The sequence below is a fragment of the Nonomuraea longispora genome (assembly GCF_004348345.1).
Lineage (GTDB): Bacteria > Actinomycetota > Actinomycetes > Streptosporangiales > Streptosporangiaceae > Nonomuraea > Nonomuraea longispora.
This window is the reverse complement of record NZ_SMJZ01000022.1, coordinates 1-26758: the sequence shown is the minus strand read 5'-3', so window position 1 is coordinate 26758 and position 26758 is coordinate 1. Positions and strand designations below refer to the sequence as shown.

24 protein-coding genes are annotated in these 26758 nt (G+C 70.7%); 11 read left to right on the top strand and 13 right to left on the bottom strand.

Translation table 11 applies throughout. The features are described 5' to 3' along the window. Nucleotides 1-96 precede the first annotated feature (96 nt). Complete coding sequence (locus tag E1267_RS08810) at nt 97-687, top strand: DUF1707 and DUF4870 domain-containing protein (RefSeq protein WP_246063628.1); 591 nt, start codon at nt 97-99, stop codon at nt 685-687. Nucleotides 688-817: 130 nt separating this feature from the next. Here the strand turns inward: E1267_RS08810 and E1267_RS08805 are convergent, their stop codons facing one another. From E1267_RS08805 to E1267_RS08790, 4 genes are all read right to left on the bottom strand, one after another. Next, the gene (locus E1267_RS08805; RefSeq protein ID WP_342774797.1) at nt 818-1105 is read right to left on the bottom strand and encodes a septal ring lytic transglycosylase RlpA family protein; all 288 of its coding nucleotides are present in this window, start codon (nt 1103-1105) and stop codon (nt 818-820) included. 952 nt (nt 1106-2057) lie between these two features. Further along, entirely contained in the window at nt 2058-3581 is a 1524-nt protein-coding gene (locus tag E1267_RS08800; protein WP_132331627.1) for an ATP-dependent DNA ligase, read from the bottom strand. Nucleotides 3582-3902: 321 nt separating this feature from the next. Continuing rightward, entirely contained in the window at nt 3903-4277 is a 375-nt protein-coding gene (locus tag E1267_RS08795; RefSeq protein WP_132331625.1) for an FKBP-type peptidyl-prolyl cis-trans isomerase, read from the bottom strand. A 121-nt stretch (nt 4278-4398) separates the two neighbouring features. Continuing rightward, entirely contained in the window at nt 4399-5838 is a 1440-nt protein-coding gene (locus tag E1267_RS08790; protein WP_132331623.1) for a GuaB1 family IMP dehydrogenase-related protein, read from the bottom strand. Nucleotides 5839-5936: 98 nt separating this feature from the next. On the opposite strand from E1267_RS08790, the gene E1267_RS08785 reads away from it, so the two are divergent. Continuing rightward, entirely contained in the window at nt 5937-6389 is a 453-nt protein-coding gene (locus E1267_RS08785) for a GyrI-like domain-containing protein (RefSeq protein WP_132331621.1), read from the top strand. 35 nt (nt 6390-6424) lie between these two features. Here the strand turns inward: E1267_RS08785 and E1267_RS08780 are convergent, their stop codons facing one another. Continuing rightward, the gene (locus E1267_RS08780; RefSeq protein ID WP_132331620.1) at nt 6425-6943 is read right to left on the bottom strand and encodes a TetR/AcrR family transcriptional regulator; all 519 of its coding nucleotides are present in this window, start codon (nt 6941-6943) and stop codon (nt 6425-6427) included. 84 nt (nt 6944-7027) lie between these two features. Here E1267_RS08780 and E1267_RS08775 point away from each other — a divergent pair, with 84 nt between their 5' ends. After that, a complete protein-coding gene (locus E1267_RS08775; protein ID WP_132331618.1) occupies nt 7028-8239 on the top strand; it encodes an FAD-dependent monooxygenase in 1212 nt (403 codons plus the stop codon). Here the strand turns inward: E1267_RS08775 and E1267_RS08770 are convergent. Beyond that, complete coding sequence (locus E1267_RS08770) at nt 8236-9357, bottom strand: CaiB/BaiF CoA transferase family protein (protein ID WP_165959518.1); 1122 nt, start codon at nt 9355-9357, stop codon at nt 8236-8238. The two genes, E1267_RS08775 and E1267_RS08770, sit on opposite strands and share 4 nt — an antisense overlap. A gap of 252 nt (nt 9358-9609) precedes the next feature. Between E1267_RS08770 and E1267_RS45545 the strand changes: the two genes are divergently transcribed. The 4 genes from E1267_RS45545 (at nt 9610) to E1267_RS08750 (ending at nt 14875) form a co-directional block, all read left to right on the top strand. After that, a complete protein-coding gene (locus E1267_RS45545) occupies nt 9610-11148 on the top strand; it encodes a serine/threonine-protein kinase (protein ID WP_220449385.1) in 1539 nt (512 codons plus the stop codon). Further along, the gene (locus E1267_RS08760; protein ID WP_132331616.1) at nt 11145-12116 is read left to right on the top strand and encodes an NAD(P)-dependent oxidoreductase; all 972 of its coding nucleotides are present in this window, start codon (nt 11145-11147) and stop codon (nt 12114-12116) included. The genes E1267_RS45545 and E1267_RS08760 overlap by 4 nt, the downstream gene beginning before the upstream one ends. Nucleotides 12117-12258: 142 nt before the next feature. After that, nucleotides 12259-13608: an FAD-binding oxidoreductase gene (locus tag E1267_RS08755; RefSeq protein WP_132331687.1), complete on the top strand. Its 1350-nt coding sequence runs from the start codon at nt 12259-12261 to the stop codon at nt 13606-13608. 7 nt (nt 13609-13615) lie between these two features. Then, the gene (locus E1267_RS08750) at nt 13616-14875 is read left to right on the top strand and encodes an SAM-dependent methyltransferase (protein ID WP_132331614.1); all 1260 of its coding nucleotides are present in this window, start codon (nt 13616-13618) and stop codon (nt 14873-14875) included. 49 nt (nt 14876-14924) lie between these two features. Here the strand turns inward: E1267_RS08750 and E1267_RS08745 are convergent, their stop codons facing one another. The 5 genes from E1267_RS08745 to E1267_RS08725 form a co-directional block, all read right to left on the bottom strand. Continuing rightward, complete coding sequence (locus E1267_RS08745) at nt 14925-15566, bottom strand: DUF6069 family protein (RefSeq protein WP_181957764.1); 642 nt, start codon at nt 15564-15566, stop codon at nt 14925-14927. A 230-nt stretch (nt 15567-15796) separates the two neighbouring features. Beyond that, nucleotides 15797-16747, bottom strand: a complete 951-nt coding sequence (locus E1267_RS08740) for a phosphotransferase (protein WP_220449384.1) — start codon at nt 16745-16747, stop codon at nt 15797-15799. Between the two features lie 10 nt (nt 16748-16757). Then, the gene (locus tag E1267_RS08735; protein WP_132331612.1) at nt 16758-17045 is read right to left on the bottom strand and encodes an HAD family hydrolase; all 288 of its coding nucleotides are present in this window, start codon (nt 17043-17045) and stop codon (nt 16758-16760) included. Nucleotides 17046-17158: 113 nt separating this feature from the next. Continuing rightward, complete coding sequence (locus tag E1267_RS08730; protein WP_132331610.1) at nt 17159-17704, bottom strand: AAA family ATPase; 546 nt, start codon at nt 17702-17704, stop codon at nt 17159-17161. A gap of 86 nt (nt 17705-17790) precedes the next feature. Next, nucleotides 17791-19326, bottom strand: a complete 1536-nt coding sequence (locus tag E1267_RS08725; RefSeq protein WP_132331608.1) for a long-chain-fatty-acid--CoA ligase — start codon at nt 19324-19326, stop codon at nt 17791-17793. A gap of 185 nt (nt 19327-19511) precedes the next feature. Between E1267_RS08725 and E1267_RS08720 the strand changes: the two genes are divergently transcribed. From E1267_RS08720 to E1267_RS08710, 3 genes are all read left to right on the top strand, one after another. After that, entirely contained in the window at nt 19512-21053 is a 1542-nt protein-coding gene (locus E1267_RS08720) for a GMC family oxidoreductase (RefSeq protein WP_132331606.1), read from the top strand. 43 nt (nt 21054-21096) lie between these two features. After that, on the top strand, nt 21097-22350 hold the full coding sequence (locus E1267_RS08715) for a cytochrome P450 (RefSeq protein WP_132331604.1): 1254 nt from the start codon (nt 21097-21099) through the stop codon (nt 22348-22350). 61 nt (nt 22351-22411) lie between these two features. Beyond that, the gene (locus E1267_RS08710) at nt 22412-23308 is read left to right on the top strand and encodes an alpha/beta fold hydrolase (RefSeq protein WP_132331602.1); all 897 of its coding nucleotides are present in this window, start codon (nt 22412-22414) and stop codon (nt 23306-23308) included. On the opposite strand, the gene E1267_RS08705 is transcribed toward E1267_RS08710, so the two are convergent. Continuing rightward, nucleotides 23283-24359: a methyltransferase domain-containing protein gene (locus E1267_RS08705; RefSeq protein ID WP_246063626.1), complete on the bottom strand. Its 1077-nt coding sequence runs from the start codon at nt 24357-24359 to the stop codon at nt 23283-23285. The genes E1267_RS08710 and E1267_RS08705 overlap by 26 nt on opposite strands. 235 nt (nt 24360-24594) lie before the next feature. Here E1267_RS08705 and E1267_RS08700 point away from each other — a divergent pair, with 235 nt between their 5' ends. After that, nucleotides 24595-25836, top strand: coding sequence for a cytochrome P450 (locus E1267_RS08700; protein ID WP_132331600.1), 1242 nt, complete (start codon nt 24595-24597; stop codon nt 25834-25836). Between the two features lie 7 nt (nt 25837-25843). On the opposite strand, the gene E1267_RS44155 is transcribed toward E1267_RS08700, so the two are convergent. Further along, nucleotides 25844-26758, bottom strand: a 915-nt coding sequence (locus tag E1267_RS44155; RefSeq protein WP_165959517.1) for a hypothetical protein, incomplete at its 5' end; no start/stop codon positions are given.

The following is a 26758-nucleotide window of genomic DNA, read 5'->3' as shown; positions in this document are numbered from 1 at the left end:
TAGGGGACAGATCGGGGATACTCCGGATAGCACCGCGGGCTTCGAGGACGCAGTATGGGGGAAGACCGTTCGATTTCACCGAGGAGAGGCATGGCGATGATGGCTGGGGTACCGACAAGCCCTGGGCCGGGACAGGTGCCGCCAGCTCAACTGCGCGTCACCAACCAGGACCGAGAGCACGTGGTGGAGCACGTCAAGGCCGCCTACGCCGAGGGCCGCTTCGACAAGTTCGAGTTCGACGACCGGCTGGAGCGCGCGATGACGGCGCGCAGCCACGGCGATCTGATGCCGATCATGACCGAGATCTACGGCACTGAGGTCGTGCCCAAACTCGCCACTCCTCCAGCGGTCGGCGTCCCCCGGGAGCGTGCGCCGGAGAGCAACGAACGCCTCGGCGCCGCCCTCGGCCACATGGTGCTGCTGCTCGGCGTACCGATCGTGGCCCCGCTGATCCTGCTACTCACCGGAGGCAAGACCTCCCCCTACATCCGCCGGCAGGCGCTGGAGGCGCTCAACTTCCAGATCACGCTGGTCGGGGCGTCCATTCTGCTGCCCTTCACCATCATCGGCATCGTGCTCGTGCCGGTCATCTGGGTCGTGGCCGTGATCCTCGCGATCGTCGGCGGCGTCTCGGCTCTGACGGAAGGCAACTTCCGCTACCCGATGACGCTCCGCCTGGTGAAGTGACACGACTTATCCGCGACGCCCCGCCGAGGCCCCGGCCTCAGCGGGGCGTCGCGGAGTCCCTGCCGTTCCATGCTTCCCGGCTTCCCGGCTTGTCGCGTCGCGCCGGCTCGTCGGGCTGCCACTGGTCGGGTCAGCGGGCCAGCACCTGATACTTCACCTTCATCACCCCGGAGCTGACGTTCCCGATGGCGGCGAACGCCGCTCTGGACAAGTCAAGGCAGCGACCCCCGATGTACGGGCCGCGATCGTTGATGCGGACCGTGACCGCCTCCCCGTTCGCCGGGTTGGTCACGCGTACCTTGCTGCCCAGCGGGAGGGTCTTGTGCGCTGCGGTCATCGCCGAGGGATCGAACCGCTCGCCGCTGGCCGTGGTCTGAGGGTCGCCATAGTACGAGGCCCCGCACCTACCGGACGACACCACGCGGAACGTGGGCTTCTTCGGCTTGGACGATCGGGGCTTCGCCGCATCCTGCGACTCGATCTTCGCTCCCAACCTCTGAGGCCCCGTCTTCGCCTTGGGACTTTGGGACCCGGTCGTCGCCCTGGGGCTCTGGGGCCCGGTCGGCTGGGACTCCGTCTCCAGGCGCTGGGCCCCTCCCTCCGCGTCAGAGCCTGAGGTCGCCGTCACCGTCCCTGGCCCCCGGGAGCCGGTGGTCGGCTTCCGGCGAGCCGCCGGAGGCTGGGAGACGGGAGCCGGCTGCGAGCTGTGCCGGCGGGCGGCTCCGTCCGGGGCGACGGGCTGGCCGTCGCCGCCGGACCCGCGCCGGTGGGAGTCGTCGTTGCCGAATGCGGCCCAGGCGGTCGTCGAGGCGGCGCAGACGACGGCGGCGCCGACCGCGACGGCTGCCCACCGCCTGGCGGGAGAGAGCTTGCGATCATGCGGCGACGGCTTGCGAGAGTGCTGGCCCAACGTAAACCACGGTCCTACTTAGGGGATAAGGCAGTGGCCAGGCCGCGGGGGTGCGGGTGTACGGCGGCCGGTCCGCGGGCAGACGGGGGGATCCCGCGCGACGAGGACGAACATATGCGACAAATGGCGAGTAAAGGCAACTTAATGGGACATTAAGTGACTCATCTCACGGGCCCGTCCTACCGGTGCGGCGACCGCCCGGAGGACCGGCACGCGTCCGGCCGGGGCTCGCGGTGTCCGGTCCACCGCATCAACACAAGTTCTCGGTCGCGCTGTGCAGGTGTGGGCCCCTTGCCGGTTCTATGCGCGTGCTGGGCCGCGCGCCCCAGGTGTGGGTCCGCGCGCCGAGGGGTGCGACCGCGCCGGGCTCCTCCGACAGCGGGCGCCGGCGGGGCTGTACAGACCCGTACAGACCCGCCCGGACAGACCCGTGCAGGCCACCCGGACAGACCTGTACAGATCACAACATCAGCGCGCGTACGGTCTCCACCGTGTCGGCGTCCTCGACCCGCTTGTCGGGGCGGTAGCGCAGGACGCGGGCGAACCGGAGGGCCATGCCGCCCGGATAGCGGGGTGAACGCTGCACCCCGTCGAAGGCGATCTCCACGACAACCTCCGGACGCACCTGGACCGTCCAGCCGTCCGTGGGGCCCTCGGCGAGCTCAAGGAAGCGCTCGGTCTGCCAGGCCAGCAACTCGTCCGTCATGCCCTTGAACGTCTTGCCGAGCATCACGAAGCCGCCTTCAGGGTCTCTGGCCCCGAGGTGGAGATTGGACAGCTTGCCCTGGCGCCGCCCATGGCCCCATTCGGCGGCCAGCACGACCAGGTCGAGCGTGTGACGCGGCTTGACCTTGATCCAGCCGGCGCCACGGCGGCCCGCCGCGTAGGGGGAGGCCAGGGACTTGACCACCAGCCCTTCGTGGCCGGCCTTCACCACGTCGGTGAAGAACTGCTCGGCCTCCACCACCTCGCCGGTGACCAGCCGCGGGGTCAGCAGACCCTGCGGGACCAGGCGGGTCAGCGTCTCCTGGCGCTGTGCGTACGGCTGGTCGAGCAGGTCGGCGCCGTCGGCCCGCAGCGCGTCGAAGAAGAACACGCTGAGCGGCGTGCGCTCACGCAGCCGGGAGACGTCGGTCTTGCTGGACACCCGGCTCGCCGTCACCTGGAACGCGTGCGGCCGCCCGTCGGGACGCAGGGCGATCACCTCGCCGTCGAGCACCAGATCGTCCGCGGGCATCTCCAGCACGGCCTCGACCAACTCGGGAACCTGCGGCGTGATGTCGTCGAGAGTGCGGGTGAAGACCTTGACCTCCGGACCCGCCCGGTGCGCCTGGACACGAACCCCGTCGAGCTTCCACTCCAGGGCCGCGGGCGTGCCCGCCTTCTCCAGGGCGGCCGCCACGTTGGGCGCGCTGCCCGCCAGCATGGGCGAGACCGCCCGCCCGACCTCCAGCCGGAACGTGTGCAGCGCCGCCACTCCGCCGGCCAGCGCGGCGGCTCCGACGGCCGGGAGCGAGCCGCGCAGCGTGAGCGCGCGGCGGACGTCGCTCGCCGGGGCGCCCGACGCCTTGGCCACCGCCTCGATCATCACGCCGTCGAGTGCGCCCTGCCGCAGCTCCCCGTGGAGCAGCCGGCTCATGAACTGCTGCTCCTGGCTGGTCAGCCCCGCGAACAGCTCGGCCACCAGCGTCCTGCGCGCAGCCTGCGACCCCTGCCCGGACACCGCCTTGATCCTGCTCAGCAACGCGTCGACGGCGGTCAGCGTGGCGGTGGCGGCCAGTTTGGGCTGGGGGAGATCCTCCAGCGTGCGCCAGCCGACGCCAACCTGCCGCTGGGGCAGCTCGCCCGAGAGATAGGAGATCGCGATCTGCGCCTCGCCGGGACCGACCCGGCCCAGCAGCTCCGCCAGATGACCGATCTTGCCCAGCCGGGAGGACGTGCGCGTCACCGCCTCGGACACCCGGACCACGTCGATCAGAAGCACACGCCTATGGTGCCTCACGCGGGCGACATTTCCGTCCACCGGGTCGCAAGGATTCTCTGTGATTCACCCGCTGCACGCACCCGGGGAGTGCGAGCACGCGAGCACGCTGTGCGTCGCGAGCCGTGCCCGCATCGGGCCTGCGGCGGGGCCTGTGTCCGATCCGGAAGGCGGCTCGTGCAGCGGTGCCGGCGCCCGCTCTCGCGCGGCCGGAGGCGGCGTGCCCGTGCCGGGCCCGAAGGGTGTTCCGAGGCTGGAAGGGCGGCCTTCGGGACCGGCTGCCGGCCGGGTGGCCAGGGAAGGCGTCCCGGAAGGAGGAGAACGCTAGCCGACGCCGAGCAGGTCGACGACGAAGATGAGCGTCTCGTTGGGCTTGATGCGGGCGCCCGCGCCGCGGCTGCCGTAGCCGAGGTGCGGCGGGATGACCAGCTTGCGCCGGCCGCCGACCTTCATGCCCGCGACGCCCTGGTCCCAGCCGGCGATGACCCTCCCGCCGCCCAGGGGGAACTCGAACGCCTCGCCGCGGTTCCACGACGCGTCGAACTCCTCCCCGGTCGAGAACGCGACTCCCACGTAGTGGACGCGTACGTTGTGGCCGGGCTTGGCCTCCTCGCCGTCGCCGACGGTCAGGTCGACGATCTCCAGGTCGGCGGGCGGGTTGCCCCCGGGGAAGTCGATCTCGGGCTTCTCGAGTGCCACGAAGTGCTCCAGTTGACGATGAGAACTGACCCGACGACTCTATGGCCTCGTGGTTCGATGTGCTGCGCACGGGAGCGTGCGGCAGCAGCCGCTCCGGCCCCGCCACGACAGGCCGCGGCGGTCACCAGCTCTGGTGCAGGGGCATGCCCTCCGCGTAGCCGGACGAGCTCTGGACCCCGACGACCGCCTGCCGGTGGAACTCCTCCAGGTTCGAGGCCCCCGCGTACGTGCACGACGAGCGCAGCCCGGCCACGATGGCGTCGATCTGGTCCTCGACGCTGGGCCGCTTCGGGTCCAGGTACATCCGGGACGTCGAGATGCCCTCTTCGAACACCGCTTTCCTGGCCCGCTCGAACGCCGAGTCGTCGGCCGTCCTGAGCCGGACGGCCCGCGCGGAGGCCATGCCGAAGTTCTCTTTGTACTTGCGCCCGTCGGCGTCGGTACGGGTGTCTCCCGGCGACTCGTACGTCCCCGCGAACCAGGACCCGATCATCACGTTGGACGCCCCCGCGGCCAGCGCCAGGGCCACGTCGCGCGGGTGGCGCACGCCGCCGTCGGCCCAGGCGTGGCGCCCCAGCCGACGGGCCTCGGCCGCGCATTCGACGACGGCGGAGAACTGCGGCCTGCCGACCCCGGTCATCATCCGCGTGGTGCACATGGCGCCGGGTCCCACCCCGACCTTGACGATGTCGGCCCCGGCGTGGATCAGGTCGCGTACGCCCTCGGCGGTCACCACGTTCCCGGCCGCCACGGGCACGGGTGCGTCGAGTGCCTTGACGGCGCGCAGAGCGGAGACCATCTTGTTCTGGTGGCCGTGCGCGGTGTCGACGACCAGGCAGTCGATGCCCGCGTCGATCAGTTCCTTGGCCCTGGCGGCGACGTCGCCGTTCACGCCGACGGCCGCCGCGATGCGCAGGCGCCCTTGGGGGTCGACGGCCGGCTGGTAGAGGGTGGCGCGCAGCGCGCCCATACGGGTGAGGATGCCGACCAGCCGCCCGTCCGCGTCGACGATGGGCGCCAGCCGGTGCCGGCCCTCGTGCAGCCGGTCGAAGGCCGTGCGCGGGTCGAGCCCGGCGGGCAGCGTCAACAGCTCGCTCGACATGACCTCGGAGAGCTGGGTGTACATGTCCACGCCCTCGCAGTCGGCCTCGGTCACGACGCCGACGGGCTGGTTGTCCCAGTCGACCACGATGACGGCGTTGTGCGCCCGCTTGGGCAGCAGTTGCAGCGCCTCGCCGACCGTGTCGTGCGGGGTGAGGGTGAGCGGAGTGTCGTGGACGAGGTCACGTTTCTTGACCCAGCCGATCACGTCGGCCACGACGTCCAGCGGGATGTCCTGGGGGATCACGGTGATGCCGCCGCGGCGGGCCACGGTCTCGGCCATGCGCCGGCCGGCGACCGCGGTCATGTTGGCCACGACGAGGGGGATGGTGGTGCCGGTGCCGTCGTTCGACGAGAGGTCGACCGCGAGCCGCGAGCCGACCGAGGAACGCGACGGGACCATGAACACGTCGCTGTAGGTCAGATCGTACGGAGGCTCGAGGTCGTTGAGAAATTTCACGTTCATCCATCTTATGTGGTGGCAGGGTGTGCCAAGGGGTTTCCCCCTTTCTCGGGGGCTTATGATCGGCCGGGACACTTTTGGGGGAGGGAGGGCCTGTGGACGTCACCGAACGGGCTGAGCTGACGGTGGTCGGCTTCGCCGTGCGTACCACGAACGCCGACGAGAAGGATCCGGCGCGGGCCAAACTGCCCGCGCTGTGGAAGCGAGCGGGTGCGCCGGGGGCTTTCGCGCACGTGCCGGGACGGGTCGACGAGAACCTCTACGCCGTGCTGACCGACTACGAGAGCGACCACAACGGAGCCTTCACGCAGATCGTCGGCATCAACGTGCGCACGGTGCCGCGGCTGCCCGAGGGCATGGTGGCCGTGCGTGTGCCGGCGGCGAAGTCGCTGAAGCTGGAGGCCCGTGGCTCGATGCCGCAGGCGCTGGCGGGGGCGTGGCAGCAGGTGCGGCAGTACGCCGAGTCGGGCGGTTCGCCGGCGCGCGCGTTCACCACTGACCTGGAGGTGCACCACCGCGACGGAGCCGACCTGTACATCGCGCTCTGACGGCCCCGGCGGCGGTCACGGTGCTCACACGGTGCTCAGAGGCCGAGCGCGTCGGCCGCCGCCTGGACGGCCGTCGGCTTGACCTCCTCGATCGGCAGGTCGGCGTATTCGACCGCGCAGTCGGCTATCCCGCCGAGAGCCACCGTGGCCCTGATGTGCTGCTCCCGCGTGAGGTCCGGGCCGAGCAGTAGGACGACCAACCGGCGCCGCCATTCGAACATGTGCTCGGCCAGTTCGAGCTGGCCGAGCGTGGCCAGTTCTCTGATCACCATGACGAGCACCTGCCGGTGCCGCCAGATCAGCTCGAAATAGTCCTCCAGGAGCTCGCGCGGGTCGCCGGGTGCCCGCGTGGTGACGAACCTGTCGTGGTCGTCGATCATCGGCTGGACGATGCTGCGCACGAGGTCGTCACGTGAGGCGAAGTGGTAGTAGAGCGCGGGTTTGGTGATGCCCAGCCGGTCGGAGATCTGGCGCAGGCTGGTGTTGCGCACGCCCTGCTCGACGAACAGTTCGCGGGCGACCGCCTGGATGCGGGCCTTGGTGTCACTGGACATGGGCTCAAGACTATCGCTTACCTTCCGTTAAGTAAGGACTTGTGCTAGCCTCGCGCTTACCATCCGTTAAGTAAGGAGAGTGCGGTGCGAGTCCTCATCTCGGGCGCGAGTGTGGCGGGCCCGGCGCTGGCGTACTGGCTCGCCAGGTACGGCTTCGAGGTCACGGTCGTGGAACGTGCTCCCGCCCTGCGCAAAGCGGGCGGCCACGCCGTCGACCTGTTCCGGCCCGCGATGGACATCGTCGAGCAGATGGGGGTGCTGGAGCAGGTCCAGGCCGGGAGAACCGGCACGGACCTGCTCACGATGTACAGGGAGGGGCACGCCCGCCCCGTGAACGTGGATGCGCGCCGCGTCTTCTCCGCGGTCTCCGACCGGCACATCGAGATCATGCGCGACGACCTGAGCGAGATCTTCTACGACGCCACCCGCCACGACGTCGGCTACGTCTTCGGTGACTCCATCGCCTCCATCTCCGACGGCGGTGAGGTGGTCTTCGACAGTGGCAGGACGGGCGCGTACGACCTGGTGATCGGCGCCGACGGCCTGCACTCCAACGTGCGCCGCCTGGTCTTCGGCCCCGAGTCGCGCTTCACCGAGTGGATCGGCGCCTACCTGGCGGTCGCCTCGGTGCCCGACCACCTGGGGCTCGACGGCCGGATGGAGGGCCTGGTGGGAGTCGGCAGGATGGCCGCGCTCTATGGCGCGGCGCACCTGGCCGACGCGCGGGCGCTGTTCCTGTTCAGGACGCCGCGGCCGCTCGACTGCCACCACAGGGATGTCGCCCGCCAGAAGGAATGGCTGCGTGCGCACTTCGCCGACGCGGGCTGGGAGGTGCCGCGGCTGCTGAAGGAACTGGACCGTACGGAGGCCTTCTACTTCGACTCGATCACCCAGCTCCGCCTGGACACCTGGTCACGCGGCAGGGTGACGCTGGTCGGCGACGCCGGCTACTGCCCGGGACCGGCCGTCGGCGGCAGCACGAGCCTGGCGGTCGTGGGGGCGTACATCCTGGCGGGCGAGCTGGCCGCTCACGGCGGCGACCACACGCGGGCCTTCCCCGCCTACGAGGCGGAGATCGGCGCTTACGTACGCCGCAGCCGGTCCTTCGCGGTCACCGCGGCCAGGAACCTGGTGCCCGGCAGCCGGTTCCAGCTGTGGGCGCTGGCCCAGGGCGCGCGGCTGGTCAACCACCTGCCTGCGGCCGTGACCAGGGCGGTGAGCAAGGCCGGCGCCAAGGGCGTGCGCCTGCACGACTCGATCACGCTGAAGGACTACACCGCGGCCAGGGTGCCCTAGGCGAGCACTCCCTGCGCGCGCAGCTTGTCCGCCTCCTCCTGCGGCAGACCCCAGCCGGACAGGTCGGCCTGGCGGGTGGCGGGCGACAGGTCCTGGGCGGGCACGCCCAGCAGGCGGGGCGCGGGCATGGGATGGGTGACGCCGCCGACCTGGACGAACGAGCCCCTGGCGACGTTGTGCGGGTGCGCCGACGCCTCGGCCATGGACAACACGGGGGAGACGCACGCGTCCGAGCCCTCGAAGAGCGCCTCCCACTCGGCCCGCGTCCGCTTCCTGAACTCCGCCGCGAGGCGCTCCTTCAGCGCCGGCCACTGCGACCGGTCGTTTCTGTCGGGCAGGCCGGTCAGGCCCATGAGGGTGACCATCGCCTCCCAGAACTGCGGTTCCAGCGACCCGACGGCGACGTACTCGCCGTCGGCCGTCTCGTAGGTGTCGTACTGCGGGGCGCCGGTGTCCAGGAGGTTGGTGCCGCGCGGACCCCAGTGGCCGCTCTGCACGGCCTGGTAGAACATGGAGAACAGGACGGCCGCGCCGTCGGTCATTGCCGCGTCGATCACCCTGCCCCTGCCGGTGCGCTCGCGTTCGAACAGGGCCAGCAGCACGCCGTACGCGAGCATGAGCCCGCCGCCGGCGAAGTCGCCGAGAATGTTGATCGGCGGCGTCGGTTTGTCCCCTTCGCGGCCCAGCATCGACAGGACGCCGGAGATGGCGACGTAGTCGATGTCGTGCCCGGCCGTGGAGGCGAGCGGCCCGTCCTGCCCCCAGCCGGTCATGCGGCCGTAGACCAGCCGTTCGTTCACGGCGTGCAGGTCGTCCGGCCCGATGCCGAGCCGCTCGGCCACCCCTGGCCGGAACACCTCGATCACCACGTCGGCGTGCCGCGCCAGTTCCTTGAACGCCGACACGCCCTCGGGAGCCTTAAGATCGAGCCCGATGGTGCGCTTGCCGCGGTCCATGACGTCGGCGCGCGGCCGGTCGGAAACCGCCTTGACACGGTCCACACGCAGGACTTCAGCGCCGTGATCGGCTAGCATCATCCCGGCGAACGGCCCTGGAGCGAGTCCGGCGAGTTCCAGCACGCGCACTCCGGCCAGCGGGCCACGGCGATCATCAGGCATGTAGGTCTCCTCGGTGTGAACCAGCTCCAGTAGAACAACCTTCGGTCGCCCGTGGCAAGCCGCCCGTCCAAGCCCTGCGACCTTCGCGACCGTCCCGCGAAGATGGGGGAGGTATGGGAAACTTGCCCACTGTTCGGATGGTCTACAGGCAACCGCGTCCGGTGGTTGTCTGCAGAAGGCGTTCGCGCCTCCACGGACTGCCGCGTCCAGCGGTCGTCCCGTGGCGACGCTGCGCCGCTACAGGGGTAGGAAATGGTTTCGGAGAGCAACCACCTCATCGCAGGGCGCTACCAGTTGCTGCGCGAACTGGGCCGCGGGGGGATGGGCGTGGTCTGGGAAGGCCGCGACACCTTGCTCAATCGGCAGGTGGCCATCAAGGAATTGCTGCTGCCCGAGGGCTTCTCGCCCGCCGACCAGGAGCGGCAACTCCTGCGTACGGCCCGCGAGGCGCGCACCGCGGCCCAGCTCAACCACCCGTCCGTGGTCGCGATCTACGACGTGGCCGAGGACGGCGGCAGGCCGTGGATCGTGATGGAGCTGGTACGCCACCCGTCGCTCGAGGAGGTCGTGCTCACCACCGGCGCCCTGCCCGTGCGTGAGGCGGCGAGCGTGGGCCGTCAGGTGCTGTCGGCGCTGAAGGCGGCGCACGAGGCCGGAATCCTGCACCGGGACGTCAAGCCCAGCAACATCCTGCTGGCCGACGACGGCCGGGCCGTGCTCACCGACTTCGGCATCGCCACCGCCGAGGGCGACGCGTCGCTCACCCAGACCGGCATGGTCACCGGCTCGCCGAGCTTTCTCGCGCCGGAACGGGTCCGTGCCGCCGACGCCGGGCCCGCCTCCGACCTGTGGTCGCTGGGAGCCACGCTGTACGCCTGCATGGTCGGGCGCTCGCCGTTCGAGCGCGGCGACCCCATGGCGACACTCAACGCGCTGCTCAACGAGGAGCCCGACTACCGCAGGATCCCGCCCGCCCTGCACGAGGTGCTGCGCGGCCTGCTGCAGAAGGAGCCCGAGGACCGGATCGACGCCGAGGAGGCCGACCGGCTGTTCGACGCCATCATGGCGGCGCGGCCGTCGGAGGACGACCACCTCCTCGACGACAGGAAGCCGCGCAGGCGCCGCGGCCGGGCGCTGCTCGCGGCCGGCGCCGCGGCGGTGCTGGTGATCGCGGGCGGCACGGTCGCCTACCTTGAGCTCGCCGCCCCCGCGGAGGGCACGCCGCGCACCACCACGCGCCCGGCCGCGGCCGGCAGCCCGCTCACACCGGTCCCCACGGCGACGCCGACCCCCTCGCCGACGCCCACGCCCACGCCGAGCGTGAGCAGAGCCGTCCCGATCGTGCGGGCGTGGAAGTCGCGGGACGGCTGGTCGATCATGCGGCCGGCGGGCTGGCGGGGCGCGCTCGCCGAGGCGTACACCGAATGGACCCGCAGGGACAGCCGCGCGCACCTCGGGGTGGAGGCGGTCTACGCCGAGCTGGACCCGCACCAGATCATCCGCGACTCCGAGGAGACGTTCAAGCAGAACGCGGTCGACGTCGTCGACCGCGGGCTCAGGCGGGTCACCCACCAGGGCGTCAAGGCCCTGGAGTGGGAGTTCTCCTGGACGGCCGGCGAGGCGGGCGACGCCCGCTGGGTCAGGCCGGGCGTGCGCTACCGCGAGGTGCGCAGGGCGGTCGCGATCGGCGACACCGCCTACATCCTGTCCTGGACGGTCACCGAGGGGCAGTGGCGCCGCAACCAGGAGCTGATGCGGCAGGTGATCAGCAGCTTTACCGTGGGCGCATGAGACCCTGGAACCTGCTCGCCCTGCCGCCGCTGCCCGAAGAGGTGATGCGCCGCCTGCTCGCGCCGCTCGGCGACCAGGTCAGCGTGAGCGTCCCCGCGTCCCGCGACCGCGCCGCGCTCCTGGCGGCGCTGCCGGAGGCGGAGATCGTGCTCGGCGACTGGACGGGCACGCTCGCGCTGGACGCCGAGGCGGTCGGGGCCGCGCCCCTGCTGGCGTTCGTGCAGCAGCCGTCCGTGGGCGTCGACGGCCACGACCTCGACGCGCTGGCCGCGGCCGGGGTTCCGCTGGCCAACACGCCCGGCGTCAGCGCCGTCGCGGTGGCGGAGTGGTGCCTGGCCGCCACGTTGTCCCTGTCGCGCAAGCTGGCCGCCGCCGACGCGGCCGTGCGCGCGGGTGAGTGGCCCCAGCAGGGCCTGCAGCCCCACGAACTGCGCGGCCGGCGCGTCGGCGTGGTCGGCTACGGGCCGATCGGCGCGGAGTGCGTCACGTTGTTCCGCGCGCTCGGCTGCCAGGTGTCGTACTGGACCCGCACACCGCGCCCCGACCCCGGTTACGAGCCCCTGGACGCGCTCGTCGCCACCGCCGACGTCGTGGTCGTCGTCATCGCCCTGTCGGACGAGACCCGCGGCCTCGTCGGCCCGGCGCGCATGAAGCAGGGCGCCCTGCTCGTCAACGCCGCCAGGGGAGGAGTCGTGGACCAGGCCTCCCTCACCCAGGCGCTGCGTTCGGGGCACCTGGGGGGAGCGGCGCTCGACGTCTTCGACACGGAACCGTTGCCGCCCGGCGATCCGCTGCGCGACCTGCCGAACGTGCTGCTGTCCCCGCACGTCGCCGGCGTCACCCCTGAGGCCACCGGCCGTCTGCTCACGGCCACCCTGGACAACCTGGCCGCCGCGGTCGAGGGCGGACAGGTGGCCGCCGTGCTGAACGGCGCAGGCCAGGTGATCTCCAGAAAGTTTACGCAATAGCCTGTCGCACGGGCCATTCACCTGGCACGATGAACAGTTTTCGTGTCTTTAACGACCCCGGTCTGTTCCGGACCGTCCGTGAGAGATAACGTCTTACGGGCGATCTCTACCGGCGCAAGGGGGTGCTTCCGTGACGACGACGATGTCGACACACCAGCGGGCAGTAGAGCAGATCCGGCAGTCCTACGCGCAGATCCCCGGCGGTGCCGCGCCCCGGCTGGCCAAGTCGACGTCCAACCTCTTCAGGTTCCGCGACCAGGGCCGCACGGCCAAGCTCTCGGCCCGTGACCTCGCCGAGGTCATCAGCGTCGACCCGGAGAGCATGACGGCCGAGGTCCAGGGCATGACCACGTACGAACACCTGGTCGACGCCACGCTGCCGCACGGGCTCATGCCCTACGTCGTCCCGCAGCTCAAGACCATCACGCTGGGCGGCGCCGTGACCGGGCTCGGCATCGAGTCCACCAGCTTCCGCGACGGCCTGCCGCACGAGTCGGTCGAGGAGCTCGAGATCCTCACCGGTGACGGGCGCGTCGTCGTGGCCCGCGAGGACAACGAGCACCGCGAGCTCTTCCGCTCGTTCCCCAATTCCTACGGCACCCTGGGCTACGCGCTGCGCATCCGCATCAGGCTGCGCAAGGTGCAGCCGTACGTGCATCTCACGCACGTCAGGTTCACCGACGCGGGCAAGTGCATGCTGGCCATGCAGGAGATCTGCGACAACATGGTGCACGACGGCGAGAACGTCGACTTCGTGGACGGTGTCTTCTTCACACCGGGAGAGATGTACCTGACGCTCGGCCGGTTCGCCGACCGCGCCCCCTACGTCTCCGACTACACCGGGATGCGCATCTACTACCAGTCGATCCGGCGGCGCAGCCGCGACTGGCTGACCGTCCGCGACTACCTGTGGCGCTGGGACACCGACTGGTTCTGGTGCTCGCGGGCCTTCGGCGTGCAGCAGCCGGTGATCCGCTCGCTCATGCCGCGCCGCTACATGCGCTCCGACGTCTACCGCAAGCTCGTGGCGCTCGACCGGAAATACGGCCTGACCGCCCGCGTCGACCGGTGGCGCGACCAGCCCGTGCAGGAGTCGGTGATCCAGGACGTCGAGGTCCCGGTCGAGCGCGGCGCCGAGTTCCTTGACTTCTTCCACGACAAGGTGGGCATGACACCTGTGTGGATGTGCCCGCTCCGCGCCGGCTCCCGCTGGCCGCTCTATCCGCTGGAGCCGGGAAAGCTCTACGTCAACTTCGGATTCTGGGGCATGGTGCCGCTGCCACGGGGGCAGTTCGACGGCTACTACAACCGGCTCATCGAGCGGTCGGTCCACGAGCTCGACGGGCACAAGTCGCTCTACTCGACCTCCTTCTACGCCCCGGAGCAGTTCTGGCAGCTGTACAACGGCGAAGCCTACTGGCCGGTCAAGCGGGAATACGACCCGAACGGTCGCCTGCTGGACCTGTACGAAAAGTGTGTACGGGGAAGGTGAAACACGGATGGCGCTGGCAACCATCTTCGAGAAGATCGTCGGCACTGACGCGAACGTCGCGTTCACGGCCTACGACGGCAGCAAGGCCGGGCCGGACGGGGCCGACCTGGCCATCGAGGTGAAGTCTCCGATCGCGGTGGCCTACCTCGCCCAGGCTCCCGGGGAGCTGGGCCTGGCCCGGGCCTTCGTCTCGGGGCACATCGACGTCCAGGGCGACCTGTACACCCTGCTCGACCGCATGTGGAACATCACCACCAACGACCTGACCACGTCGGAGAAACTCGCGGCCGTGCGGGCCCTGGGCATGAAGCCGCTGCTCATGCGCGTGCCGCCGCCCCCGCAGGAGATGCGCCAGAGCGCCCTTGCCAGGCTCGGCTCCCGTCACGCCAAGCAGCGCGACGCCGAGGCCATCCACCACCACTACGACGTCTCCAACCGGTTCTACTCGTGGGTGCTGGGCCCGTCGATGGCCTACACGTGCGCCGTCTTCCCCTCCGAGGACTCCACGCTGGAGCAGGCCCAGTACGCCAAGTTCGACCTGGTGGCCCGCAAGCTCGGTCTGGAGCCGGGGATGCGCCTGCTCGACGTCGGCTGCGGCTGGGGCGGCATGGTCATGCACGCCGCCCAGCACTATGGCGTCAAGGTCCTGGGCGTGACGCTGAGCAAGCAGCAGGCGGAGTGGGGGCAGAAGGCCATCGCCGACGCCGGCCTTGAGGACCTGGCGGAGATCCGCTTCATGGACTACCGCGACGTCCAGGAGAGCGGGTTCGACGCGGTCAGCTCGATCGGCCTGACCGAGCACATCGGCAAGGCCAACCTGGGCGCCTACTTCTCCTTCCTGAACAGCAAGCTGAAGCCCGGCGGGCGCCTGCTCAACCACTGCATCACCCGGCCGACCGGCAAGGAGAAGACGTTCAACAAAGGCGGCTTCATCAACCGCTACGTCTTCCCCGACGGCGAGCTGGAGTCGGTGGGCCTGCTGATCAGGCAGATGGAGGACCTCGGCTTCGAGATCCGCCACCAGGAGAACCTCAGGGAGCACTACGCGAAGACCCTGCGGCACTGGTGCGTCAACCTCGACGCCAACTGGGACGACGCGGTCCAGGAGGTCGGCATGGGCACGGCCCGGGTGTGGGCCCTCTACATGGCGGGCTGCATCGTCGGCTTCGAGCGCAACAAGGTGCAGCTCCACCAGGTGCTGGGCGTCAAGCTCGACCGGAACGGACGGTCGGGGGTGCCGCTGCGGCCGGCGGTCGACTGGCCGTGACGGGCTGCGCGGGAGGGCCCGCGGCCCCTCCCGTGTGATCGACGGCCTGCTAGTCGTACGGGTCGTGGTCGCGGCGCTCGTAACCGCGCTGCCCATAACCGCCCTGCCCATGGCGGGGGCGCTCATAACCCTGCCGGTCGTGGCGAGGCTGCTCGTAGTGCGGCCGGTCATATCCCCTGGGCTGGTCGTACCCCCTGGGCTGCTCGTACGGATAGGGCTCGGGGTCCGGCGCCTCCTCCAGGGCCGTGCGCCCGATCGAGGTCAGCAGCGAGGCGATGGCGATGCCGATGACGAGGTTGATGGCGGCCGTGGCGATCTGCTCCAGCAGGTCGGCGGAGTGCATGAACGGCAGGACCGTGATGATGACGGCGAAGAGCCCGGCGATCCAGCTGAAGAACTTGGCCGGTTCCGGCGTGGAGAGCATGAGGACGAAGAGCAGCAGCGTGGCCACGAGCGCCGCCGCCGCGGCCGAGATCGCGTAACCCGTGGTCGCCGCACTGCCGGAGATGGGGTCGCCGTCGGGGGCGATCACGCGGATGCCGAGCAGACTCTTGCTGATCATCACGCCGACCACGGCGACCAGCGCGGCCACGACGGCCGCGGCGGCCCCTCCTCCCCACACTCGCGCCGGGTTGACCCGTGGCCCGGCCGAAGGGCGGCGGTCATAGCGATCATGCGAGGGGTATGACATGGGCTCACCTTTGTCGCGGGTGCTGGTCAAGCGCTTCGAGCACCTTACACGCGCCGTCAAGAGGAGCGCGGGGACCGGCCCGCCCGTGCCGGTGGGCGGGCGGGATCGCTAGCTCTGCTTCTTCGTGTGCTTTCCCCTGCTGGTGTGCTGCCCGTCCTGGCTGGAGTCCTCCTGGGACTCCCGCGGATCTTCCTCGGGGAGCCGCGCTGGTGAAGGTTCCGGCTCGGCCTTCAGGACGTCGCGCGCAGGTCCTCAAGGGTGCCGGCCAGTCCCTTCCATGCCTGCTCGGCGTCCGGCGTGCGCGCGTGCGGCGACCGCAGCCACTCCACGAACTCGGCCACGTCGTCGAGCGCCCACCGCAGCCGGTAGAACGCCAGGGCCCGCGGATCGGGCGTACGGCCCGTGGCCTCGGCGTAGCGGGCCAGGTCGCCGGGCTCCTCGGCCACCAGCCACAGGTCGCGCTCCGGCGGGGCCAGGCCGGCGGTGTCCCAGTCGACCAGGGACCACCGGCCGTCCGCGCACAGCAGGTTGCCCGGATGCGGCTCGCCATGGGTCACCACCGGCTCCCCGAGCGTCCCCGCCAGCCCGTCGAGCTCGGCCAGCCTCCGGCGCAGCGTGCCCGCGTGCTCGGCGACCAGCTCCCTGGCGGGCTCCGAGAACGGGCCGCCGAGCCAGGGACCGTCCGGCCCGCCCAGGCACGACTCCAGGACGGCCCGGCCGGTGAGCTCCGGAGGACGCGGCGGGGTCGGCAGCGGAGGGGGCGTCGCGTGCAGCTCGGCCAGCAGGTCGATGACGGCGCCACGATCGGCCGCCGTCAGCTCGTCGCCGAAGTTCCCGGCCGTGCCGGCGGCGTGCGGGAAGACGCTCATGGCGTAGCGGTGCCGGTCGAGCCGCCGCAACGTCGTGCCGTCGCAGGCGCGCAGCGGGGCCACCACGAACGCGAGCCCCGCCTCCTCCCGCAGGGCCGCCGCCGTGTCCATGGCCATGGCCAGCCCGTCGAACGTGCGGCGGCGTACGTCGGCGACCGTGACGAACCACCGCCGCCCGCCCGCGTCGCCCGCGACCCAGTGATAGTCGCCGAACCCGACGGGCGCGTAGTCGAGCGTGGTCGCCTGCACCTCCCACGCGCGCAGCGCGGGACGCAGCAGCCCTTCGTCGAAGTCTTCCGGCCGATCTCGCACGCGAACCACGCTATCGGTATGAACCGGATGACATCAGCCAGTCGACGGCCGCGACGACGTCCGTGACGACATGGTCAGGACCGGTCCCCGGCGGCTCCGTCACCACGCCGCGGTCGACCCAGATCGTGCGCAGCCGGTCGAGCGCCGTCAGCGCCTCGGGCCGGCACGACACGAGGTGGGGCAACCGCGCCCGGCAGGCCCGCCACAACTCCCCGGCCGGCTCGGGCAGCCGGAAGTGCTCGCGTACGAGCTCGACGAACGTCTCCATCGGCACGGAGCCGTCGGCGTCCCGTTCCACGAGCCACGACGCCGCGTTCTCGCCCAGCTCGCGCTCTGAGGCGAACGCGGTGGCCCGGCGCCGGAACGCGTCCAGCCGGTCGGTCGGTCGAACAGTGCCGGCATGTGATCTCCTTACTGCCGGGCCGCCTCGGCGACGAACGCGGCGCGCTCCTCGACCGGTGTCCTGGGCAGTGCCACCACGTCGTATCCGTGGTCGGCGTAGGCCCGCACGACCGCCTCGTAGGTCCGCTCGGCCTCCCCGAGGCTCTGCCTGCGCTCGCTGTCGTGCTCGTAGATCTCGGGCCAGGGCGGCGCGGCGAACACCCGCCGGTGGTAGCGGAACGTCCCGGCGGCGGCGAGCAGGTGGCGGGGCACCGTACGTCCCAGCATCCGCAGGTAGCCGATGGTGTCGATCAGCCCCCTGTCGAAGATCACCGGCCCGGGCCCCGCGGGCTCGCGGTACGACCGCAGGTCCCACGACAACATCAGCTCGGCGAACAACGCGGGATCCACCCAGGGCAGCGCCCGGCCGGAGATCGCCAGCTGGTCCTGGATGATCGCCCGGCCGGCCTCGGGCCGCGTGGCGAACCCCTGGGCTCCCAGGTGCTCGACCAGCGTGGTCTTCCCCGAGCCCGGTCCCCCGGTGATGACGATGTAGCGTTCGTGCACGTCGGGCATGCGGCAGCGGTCCCTTTCCTCGGTGGTGACAGAGAAGGCCGCCGATCAGTGCCGGGCGCGGGTGGCTCGCGCCCGGCCCGTCGCGCCTAGCGCAGCTCCCGCTTGAGGATCTTGCCCGTGGCCGTCATCGGCAGCGAGTCGCGGAACTCGATGATGCGCGGATATTTGTAGGCCGCCATGTTCTCCTTGCACCAGGCGATCAGCTCGTCCTCGGTGATCGTGGCGCCGGGGGTGCGGATGACGTAGGCCTTGATCTCCTCGCCGTGGGAGTCGTGGGCGACCCCCACCACGGCGGCGAGCGACACGGCCTCGTGGGTGATCAGCACCTCTTCGAGCTCGCGCGGGTAGACGTTGAACCCGCCCCTGATGATCATGTCCTTGGAGCGGTCGATGATGGAATAGTAGCCGTCGGCGTCACGGGTCGCGATGTCGCCCGTCCTGAACCAGCCGTCCCGCATGACCTCGGCGCTCGCCTCGGGGCGGCCGTAATAGCCCTTCATGATGTTGTGGCCGCGGATGGCGATCTCGCCGGGGCCCTCGCCTTCGACGGTCTTCCAGTCGCCGTCGACCAGCTTCATCTCCACACCCCAGATCGGCGTGCCCACGGTGCCCGCCTTGGAGGGGCGGCCCGGCTGGTTGAAGCTGGCCACCGGCGAGGTCTCCGACAACCCGTACCCCTCCAGGATGCCGACCCCGAACGTCTGCTCGAAGTCCTTGAGCACCTCGACCGGCGAGGAGGCCCCGCCCGCCACGGCCACGCGCAGGGAGCGCGGCACCTCCACGCCGTCCGCGTGGATCTTGGTGAGCATGCCCCAGTACATCGTGGGCACCCCGGCGAAGAACGTGACGCTCTCCTTCCGCATGAGCTCGAGTGCCTCGTCCGGGTCGAAGCGCGGCATCAGCACGACCGTCGCCCCGCGCAGGAAACCGGTGTTCAGGACGACGGTCTGGCCGAAGGAGTGGAACAGCGGCAGCACCGCCAGATAGACGTCGCCGCCCTCGCCGTCGGGGAACATCTTGTCGCTGACCATGGCGTTCATCAGCATGTTCTGGTGGCTGAGCTCGGCGCCCTTCGGCTGGCCGGTGGTGCCCGAGGTGTAGAGGATGACGGCGGTGTCGTCGGCGGCGGTCTGCACGGTCTCGAACTCGCCCGCCATCCCGCCGAGCGCGGCCCAGATCGACTCGCCGTGCTCCGACTCGGTCGCCAGCGGCGTGGCGGGGAGGACGAAGAAGTGCTCGCAGCCCTCGGCCGCCTCGACCCCGGCCTTGCCGCGCTCGCCCAGCGGCAGCTCGGGGGTGCCCTCGAAGCAGAACAGGGCCTTGGCGTCGCTGTCGTCGAGGTGGTAGGCGATCTCGCGGGACTGCAGCAGCACGTTGAGCGGCACCACCGTGGCGCCGGTCTTCAGGATGCCGAAGTAGACGAACGGGAAGTACGGCAGGTTCGGGCACGCCAGCGCGACCTTGTCGCCCTTGCCGATCCCGCGCGACACCAGCAGGTTGGCCACCTGGTTGGCGACAGTCTCGATCATGGAGTACGGCAGCCGCATGTCGCCGAAGACGATCGCGGTGCCGTCGGGGGTGTTCCTGGCGCTGTCCTCCAGGACGACCGACAGATTGAGCATGACGCCTTCCTCCCTCTCAGCAGGCTTCGGCGCCATCTTCGCAGGGCCAACATACCGGCCGGTAGGGCAGAATCACGATTTCTCCCGCTACAGCGCCGTGGGGCGGAACACGAGGGCCGCCACGCGATGTGGACGCGCCTCACAGCCTGGAGTAAGCAAGGGTGAAGCACTGCTCAGGAGGGCTCATGGAGTACGACTACGTGATCGTCGGCGCGGGGTCGGCGGGCTGCGTGCTGGCCGGCCGGCTCTCGGAGGATCCGGACGTGTCGGTGGCGCTGGTCGAGGCGGGCGGGCGGGACGACAAGTTCGAGATCCGCGTGCCGGCGGGTTTCTCCAAGCTGTTCAAGACCGGCGACGACTGGAACTTCACCACCGCCAAGCAGGCCGAGCTGTCCGGCCGCGAGCTCTACTGGCCGAGGGGCCGGGTGATCGGCGGATCGTCCTCCATGAACGCCATGATGTGGGTGCGCGGCTGCCAGCGCGACTACGACCAGTGGGGCGTGCCCGGCTGGTCCTACGACGACGTGCTCCCCTACTTCACGAGGGCTGAGCGCCGCGTCGGCAGCAACGAGGGCGGCGTCTACGGCACCTCGGGCCCTCTGTACGTCTCGGAGCTGCGCAGCCCCAACGTCACCACCGCCGCCTTCCTGCGGGCCTGTGACGAGCTGGGGCTGACCCGGCTGAGCGAGCTCAATGGCCGCGGCAACGAGGGCTACAGCCCCACGCCCGTCACCCAGCGCCGCGGCCGCAGGTGGAGCGCGGCCGACGCCTACCTGCGCCCGGCCATGAAACGGCCCAACCTCCACGTGATCACGGGGGCGGCCGTCGACCGGGTGGTGTTCGACGGCCGCAGGGCCGTCGGCGTCGAGCACGGCGGCGTCCGGATCGGGGCGCGGCGCGAGGTCGTCCTGTCCGCCGGCACGATCGGCTCGCCCAGCCTGCTCATGCGCTCCGGCGTGGGCGCGGCCGACGAGCTGCGCGAGGCCGGGGTGCCCGTCGTGCGCGAGCTGCCCGAGGTCGGCAAGAACCTCCAGGACCACCTCTCCTCCGGCGTCTTCGTGGAGTGCCTGCAGCCGGTGACGTTGACCGCCGCCGAGTCGCTCGGCAACCTGCTGCGCTACGTCGTCCTGCGCTCCGGCATGCTCACCACGAACGTCGGCGAGGCCGTGGCGTTCATCAGGACCTCCGACGACGAACCCGCACCCGACATCGAGTTGATCTTCGCGCCCGTGCCGTTCGTCGACCACGGCCTGAGCAAACCGGCCGGCCACGGGCTCACCGTCGGGGTCGTGCTGCTGCAGCCGGACAGTCGCGGCAGGGTCGGGCTGAGCGGCGGCGACGTGGTGATCGACCCCGCCTACCTGTCCGTGGAGACCGACGTCAGGCGCCTGGTGGCGGGGCTGAGGATGGCCAAGCGGGTGTTCACCACCGCCGCGATGAAGCCGTACGCGGGTGGGCCGATGGCGCCGTACTGGGGACCGGAGAGCGACGAGGAGCTCGCCCAGTGGGTGCGCGAGCGCGCAGAGACCCTCTACCACCCCGTCGGCACCTGCCGCATGGGGACTGACGACGCCTCCGTCGTGGACCCCGAGCTGCGCGTACGCGGCGTCGCGGGGCTCAGGGTCGTGGACGCGTCGATCATGCCGACACTCAACCGCGGCCACACCCACGCCCCGGCCGTCATGATCGCGGAGAAGGCGGGCGACCTGATCAAGGGCGCGGGATGACCGGCCTTGACGTAAGTGCTCACTTGCAGAAACCTTGGAGGGTATGACGCTCTCCGCCGGCCCCGACCTGTCACAGATCCCGTTCTGGGCCCTGCCGCAGGCCGAGCGCATGGAGGCCTTCAAGAAGCTGCGCGCGCTGGATCGGCCGGTGTTCGTCAAGGAGCAGGCGGTGCCGTTCGTCGGCGGGGGACCCGGCTACTACGCGCTCGTCCGCCACGCCGACGTGGTGGAGGCCAGCAGGAATGCCGAGGTGTTCAGCAGCGAGCCCTGCTCCAACAGCATCCCGGACATGCCGCGCTGGCTGAGCGTCTACTTCGGTTCCATGATCAACATGGACGGCCCGAGGCACGCGCGGTTGCGCCGCATCGTCTCCCGGGCGTTCACGCCGCGCATCCTGGCGAAGATGGAGGACGACCTCGCGCGGGCGGCCGGGGAGATCGTCGACCAGGCGGTGAAGGAGGGGCCCGGTGACTTCGTCGCCCAGGTGGCCGCCAAGCTCCCCGTACGCGTCATCTGCGACATGATGGGGATCCCGCCGAAATTTCACGGCATGGTGCTGCGGCGGACCAACGTCATCCTCGGCAACGCCGACCCCGAGTACACCGGCATCGCCCCCGAGCTCAGCCGCGTCAACGTCGCCCGCGGCCTGGCCAGGCTGCTGCACGCCGGCTACTCGCTCAACCGGCTGGCCGCCCGCCTGGGCGACGAGCGACGCCGGCGGCCCACGGGCGACCTGGTGAGCCTGCTGGTCAACGGCGACGAGCACCTCACGTCGCAGGAGCTCGGCTCGTTCTTCATCCTGCTGGTGGTGGCGGGCAGCGAGACCACCCGCAACGCGGTCGCGCACGGGCTCAAGCTCTTCACCGACCACCCCGCCCAGCGGGAGGTGCTGCTCGGCGACTTCGACCGCCACATCGTCGGAGCCTGCGACGAGATCGTCCGCCACTCGACGCCGGTGATCCAGTTCCGCCGCACGCTCACCCGGGACCACGAGATGAACGGCACCGCCTACGCGAAGGGCGACAAGGTGCTGCTCTTCTACAACTCCGCCAACCGCGACGAGAGCGTCTTCAACGACCCCGACACGTTCGACATCACCCGCGACCCCAACCCGCACGTCGGCTTCGGCGGCCCCGGCCCGCACCACTGCCTGGGCGCGCACCTGGCGCGCAGGGAGATGACCGTGATGTTCCGCGAACTGTTCACCAGCCTGCCGCGCATCAGGGCGGTGGGCGAGCCCGACCGCCTGCTGTCCAACTTCATCAACGGCATCAAGCATCTGCGCTACACCTGGTGAGAGCGCAGCCGCGGGAGGAGCGGGTGCTCCGGCGGCGGGCCGAATGCTAGGTTTCGCAGTCATGGAGATCAGGAATGTCCACGCCAACGGGGTGGAGTTCGCGTATCTGACGATGGGGGAGGGCCCGCTGGCGCTGTGCCTGCACGGCTTCCCCGACACCGCCCACACCTGGCGCCACCTGATGCCTGCGCTGGCCGAGCGCGGCTACCGCGCGGTCGCGCCGTTCATGCGCGGTTACGCGCCCACCGAGGTTCCCGCCGACGGCGCGTACGAGCAGGCCGCGCTGGTCGCCGACGTGCGCGTGCTGCACGAGGAACTCGGCGGCGACGCGGACGCGGTCGTCGTCGGCCACGACTGGGGCGCCTTCCCCGTCTACCTCACCGCCGGCCGCTTCCGCAGGGCCGTGGCCCTCGCCGTGCCGCCGCCCGGCGCCCTCGGCTCGCGCTTCCTCGACTACGACCAGCTCAAGCGCTCGTTCTACGTCTTCCTGTTCCAGACGGGCCTGGCCGAGGCTGCTGCCTCCCGGCCAGGCTTCCTCGACAACCTCTGGCGCGACTGGTCGCCCGGCTACGACGCGCGCCAGGACCTCGAGTTCGTCCGGCGCAGCATCGGCACGCCCGCCAACCTCAGCGCGGCCATCGGCTACTACCGGTCGATGCTCGGCACCACGCCTCCCTCCGGCCGCTACCCGGAGGTCGAGTCCAGGGTGACCGGACCGGTCCTCTACCTGCACGGCGCCCAGGACGGCTGCCTGAGCGCCGCGCTGACGCGGGACGCGCCCGGCCACCTGCCCGAGGGCTCGCGCGTGCAGCAGGTGGCGGGGGCGGGTCACTTCCTCCATCTCGAACGGCCCGGCGAGGTCAACCGGCTCATCCTCGACTGGCTCGGCCCGGCGTCCTCGGCCGAGCTGACCCAGATCCGCCCGATGAGCTTCAACCCCGGCTCCGGGCCTTTCTGAGCACCGCGATCTCCGGGTGCCGCCCCGACAGGCTCACCTGGTGCGTCTCCTCCACCACGAACCCGCTCGGGATCCCGTCGTGGACGAGCGCCACGGCCAGCCCGTCATCGGCCAGCACCCGGCGTACCTCCCGCCACAACGGGCCGGGACCGCGCGCGAGCGCTCCCCTGGGAGGCACCTGCCGCCCCCAGGGCGGGTTGACCAGCACCCGGTCCACGCACCCGTCAGCCACGGGCAGCCGCCCGGCATCGCCCACCCCCCACAGGAAAGGCGAGGCGCCGGCGGCCCGGGCGTTGGCGGCGGCGGCCGCGATCGCGGCGGGATCGTGGTCGAAACCGGCCGGCCGCAGGCGGGGCGCCAGCGCGTGGGCCTCGATGAGCGTGGTGCCCGCCCCGCAGCACGGGTCGAGCACCGTGCGGGCGTCCCCGAGCCGCGCCAGTCGCGCCATGGCGGCGGCCACCGGCGGGTGCAGCGTCCCCCGGACGGAGGCCGTCTTGTACGGCCTGCGGTGCAGCGGCCGGTCCGCGAGCCTCAACGCGATCACCGCCTGGTCACCCTCGATGGTGACCCGCCACGACAGCGCGTCCGGCGGCGGCCGCCGGCCGTCCCTCCGCGAGTGGTAGGCCAGCCCTGACGGCCGGGCCAGTTCGGCGCCCACCGCGTCCTCGATCTCGTACCTGGTGTAGTTGCGCCGCCCGACGAACGACGCCGACACCTCCAGCCCACCCGCGTCCGGCCAGGCCGGCAGGACCGGATGAAGATCGCGGGCCGCCCCGGCCAGCCGGGACAACGCCGAGCGGTCGTGGCCGACCCCGTCCACCACGGCGGCGGCGACCAGCACGTCGTCGGCCGTGCGCAGGCCCAGCAGGTCGGCCTCCGGCGAGGGCTCGAACCACACCTCCCGGTGGCGCAGCCCGCGCACCCGTCCGAGCCTGGAACGCTGGATCTCCGTCGCCACCAGGGGCTCGATGCCGCGCACGGCCCTGGCCACGGCAAAAGCATGCGCGGCGGGCCGCATGCGAGCGCCCGCCGCACGTAGGAATGTCTGCACCTACGTGTCCTTCTTCCACGTCGCGACCCGGGACGGCGGTCGCTCGGCCGTCCCGCATCGCCGGCGGTGGGTCGTCCGCGACCCGCCGGCGGATCGCTAGCGGAGGTGGAAGAAGAACGTCATGCGGGACACCTTAGTGCGCGCCCGGCACCGCGGGCCACTCGATATCCACGAGGTACGTACGGTGTACGCCAGAACCATTGACGTAAGTGGCCACTTTTCGAATGATGGCCACATGAGCGTCCTTGACTTCGATCTGTCGGACCCCGAGTTCTGGGCCAAACCCATGGGTGAGCGCGAGAGGGCGTTCGAGCGGCTGCGCTCCCGCGAGACGCCCGCCTTCTTCGAGGAGATGGAGATCTCCTTCGCGCCCAAGGGCCCCGGCTACCACGCGCTGGTCAAGCACGCAGACATCCTCGAGGCCAGCCGCAACCCGGAGGTCTTCAGCTCGGGCCAGGGCGGCGCGACGAACATCCCCGACATGCCCGCCGAGTTCACCGAGTATTTCGGCTCGATGATCAACATGGACGATCCCCGGCACGCCAGGTTGCGCAGGATCGTCTCCCGGGCGTTCACACCCAAGATGATCAAACAGTTCGAGGCGGACGTCGAGGCGGCGGCAGAGGCCATCGTGGGCGACCTCCTGGCCAAGGGACCCGGCTGCGACTTCGTCACCGAGGTCGCCGCTCGCCTGCCCCTGAAGATCATCTGCGACATGATGGGCATCCCCGAGCGCGACTACCAGTTCGTCTTCGACCGCTCCAACGTCATCCTCGGCGGCTTCGACCCCGAATACACCGGCGGCGACCTCACCCGGATCGCCGACCGCCTGCTCACCGCCGGCATGGAGCTGCAGCAACTGGTGCAGGACCTCGCCGCCCACCGTGCCGCCCACCCCACCAACGACCTGACGTCGTCCCTGGTCAACGCGAACATCGACGGCGAGCGGCTGACGATGCAGGAGCTGGGCTCGTTCTTCATCCTGCTGGTCGTGGCCGGCAACGAGACCACCAGGAACGCCATCTCGTACGGCCTGCGCCTGCTCACCACGAACCCGGACCAGCGCGCGCTCTGGCTGGACGACCTCGACGGGTGTGCGCCGGGAGCCGTGGAGGAGATCGTCCGCCTGGCCTCCCCGGTGAACTTCATGCGCCGCAAGGTCACCCGCGACCACGAGATGAACGGCCACCTCTACCGCGAGGGCGAGAAGGCCGTCCTGTTCTACTGGGCGGCCAACCGCGACGAGGACGTTTTCGCCGACCCGCTGCGCTTCGACATCGCCCGCGACCCCAACCCGCACGTCGGCTTCGGCGGTCCGGGCCCGCACTTCTGCCTCGGCGCCCACCTGGCCAGGAGGGAGATCACGGTGCTGTTCCGCGAACTGCTGCGCCGGGTGCCGCAGATCGAGGGCGGCAAGCCGGACCGCCTGCACTCCAGCTTCATCAACGGCATCAAGCACATGGAGTGCGTCTTCTAGCCGCCGGTCAGGTGGTCACCCTGATCTGGTTCATCACCGTGCGGATGTCGGGCAGCAGCTGCTTGCTCTGGGCCGGGATCGACATGTAGACGATGGCCGGGACGTTGGCGCCGGTGTTGACGGCCATCGTCACGATCGTGGCCTTCTCGGTCTGCGACGTCAGCGAGTACGCGATCAGCCGTCCCGTGGAGCCGCCCACCTTGATCGGCTGCTGGGCGATCTTGCGAACCTTGTTGTCCTTGGGGAAGAAGCTCCTGCGCGCGGAGAGCACGACCTGCTTGATGACCGGCTCCAGGTCGTCCCGCTCGTAGTAGGAGGCCAGCCGCTGCGACAGCGGGGCCGACATCAGCTGCGCGTACCGCTCGGGCGCGACCTGGACGTACTGGCGGGTGTCGAAACCGTACGTGGCCTTGACCGTGGCGCGCTGGTCCAGCCGCCAGTCGCCGCCGAGGCGCGGCACCGAGATGCGGGCCTGCGCGTCCGGGACCTTGCCGATGACGGGGGAGGGCTTGCCGGAGTATTTCGGCAGCGGCCCGATCGAGGACGAGGTCTTGGTGGCGCGCGGCTTCTGCGTGGCGGTGGGCTGCGCCGCGACGTCCGAGCTCGCCGGGTCGTCGCTCGCGAGCGGCCCGGCCAGGAAGGCCCAGATCAGCGCGATCACCAGGGCGACGGCGACCGAACTGCCGAGGGCGTACATCCAGACGGGTTTGCCCGGCTCGTCCTCCAGGGCGTCCTGCTCGCCCATGGCCTGGTAGTTGTCGCCGAAGACGGTGTTCCAGAGCTCCTGCTGGCGCTCGGGCGGCGGGGTGCGTGACCCGCTGATCTGGCCCGCCGTCACGAAACGGCGGTCGGGGTCGGAGGGGTCGCGGTTCAGGCTCGAACCGGGCCTGGGGCCCTGGTCCTCGCTGGGGCTGTCTCTTAT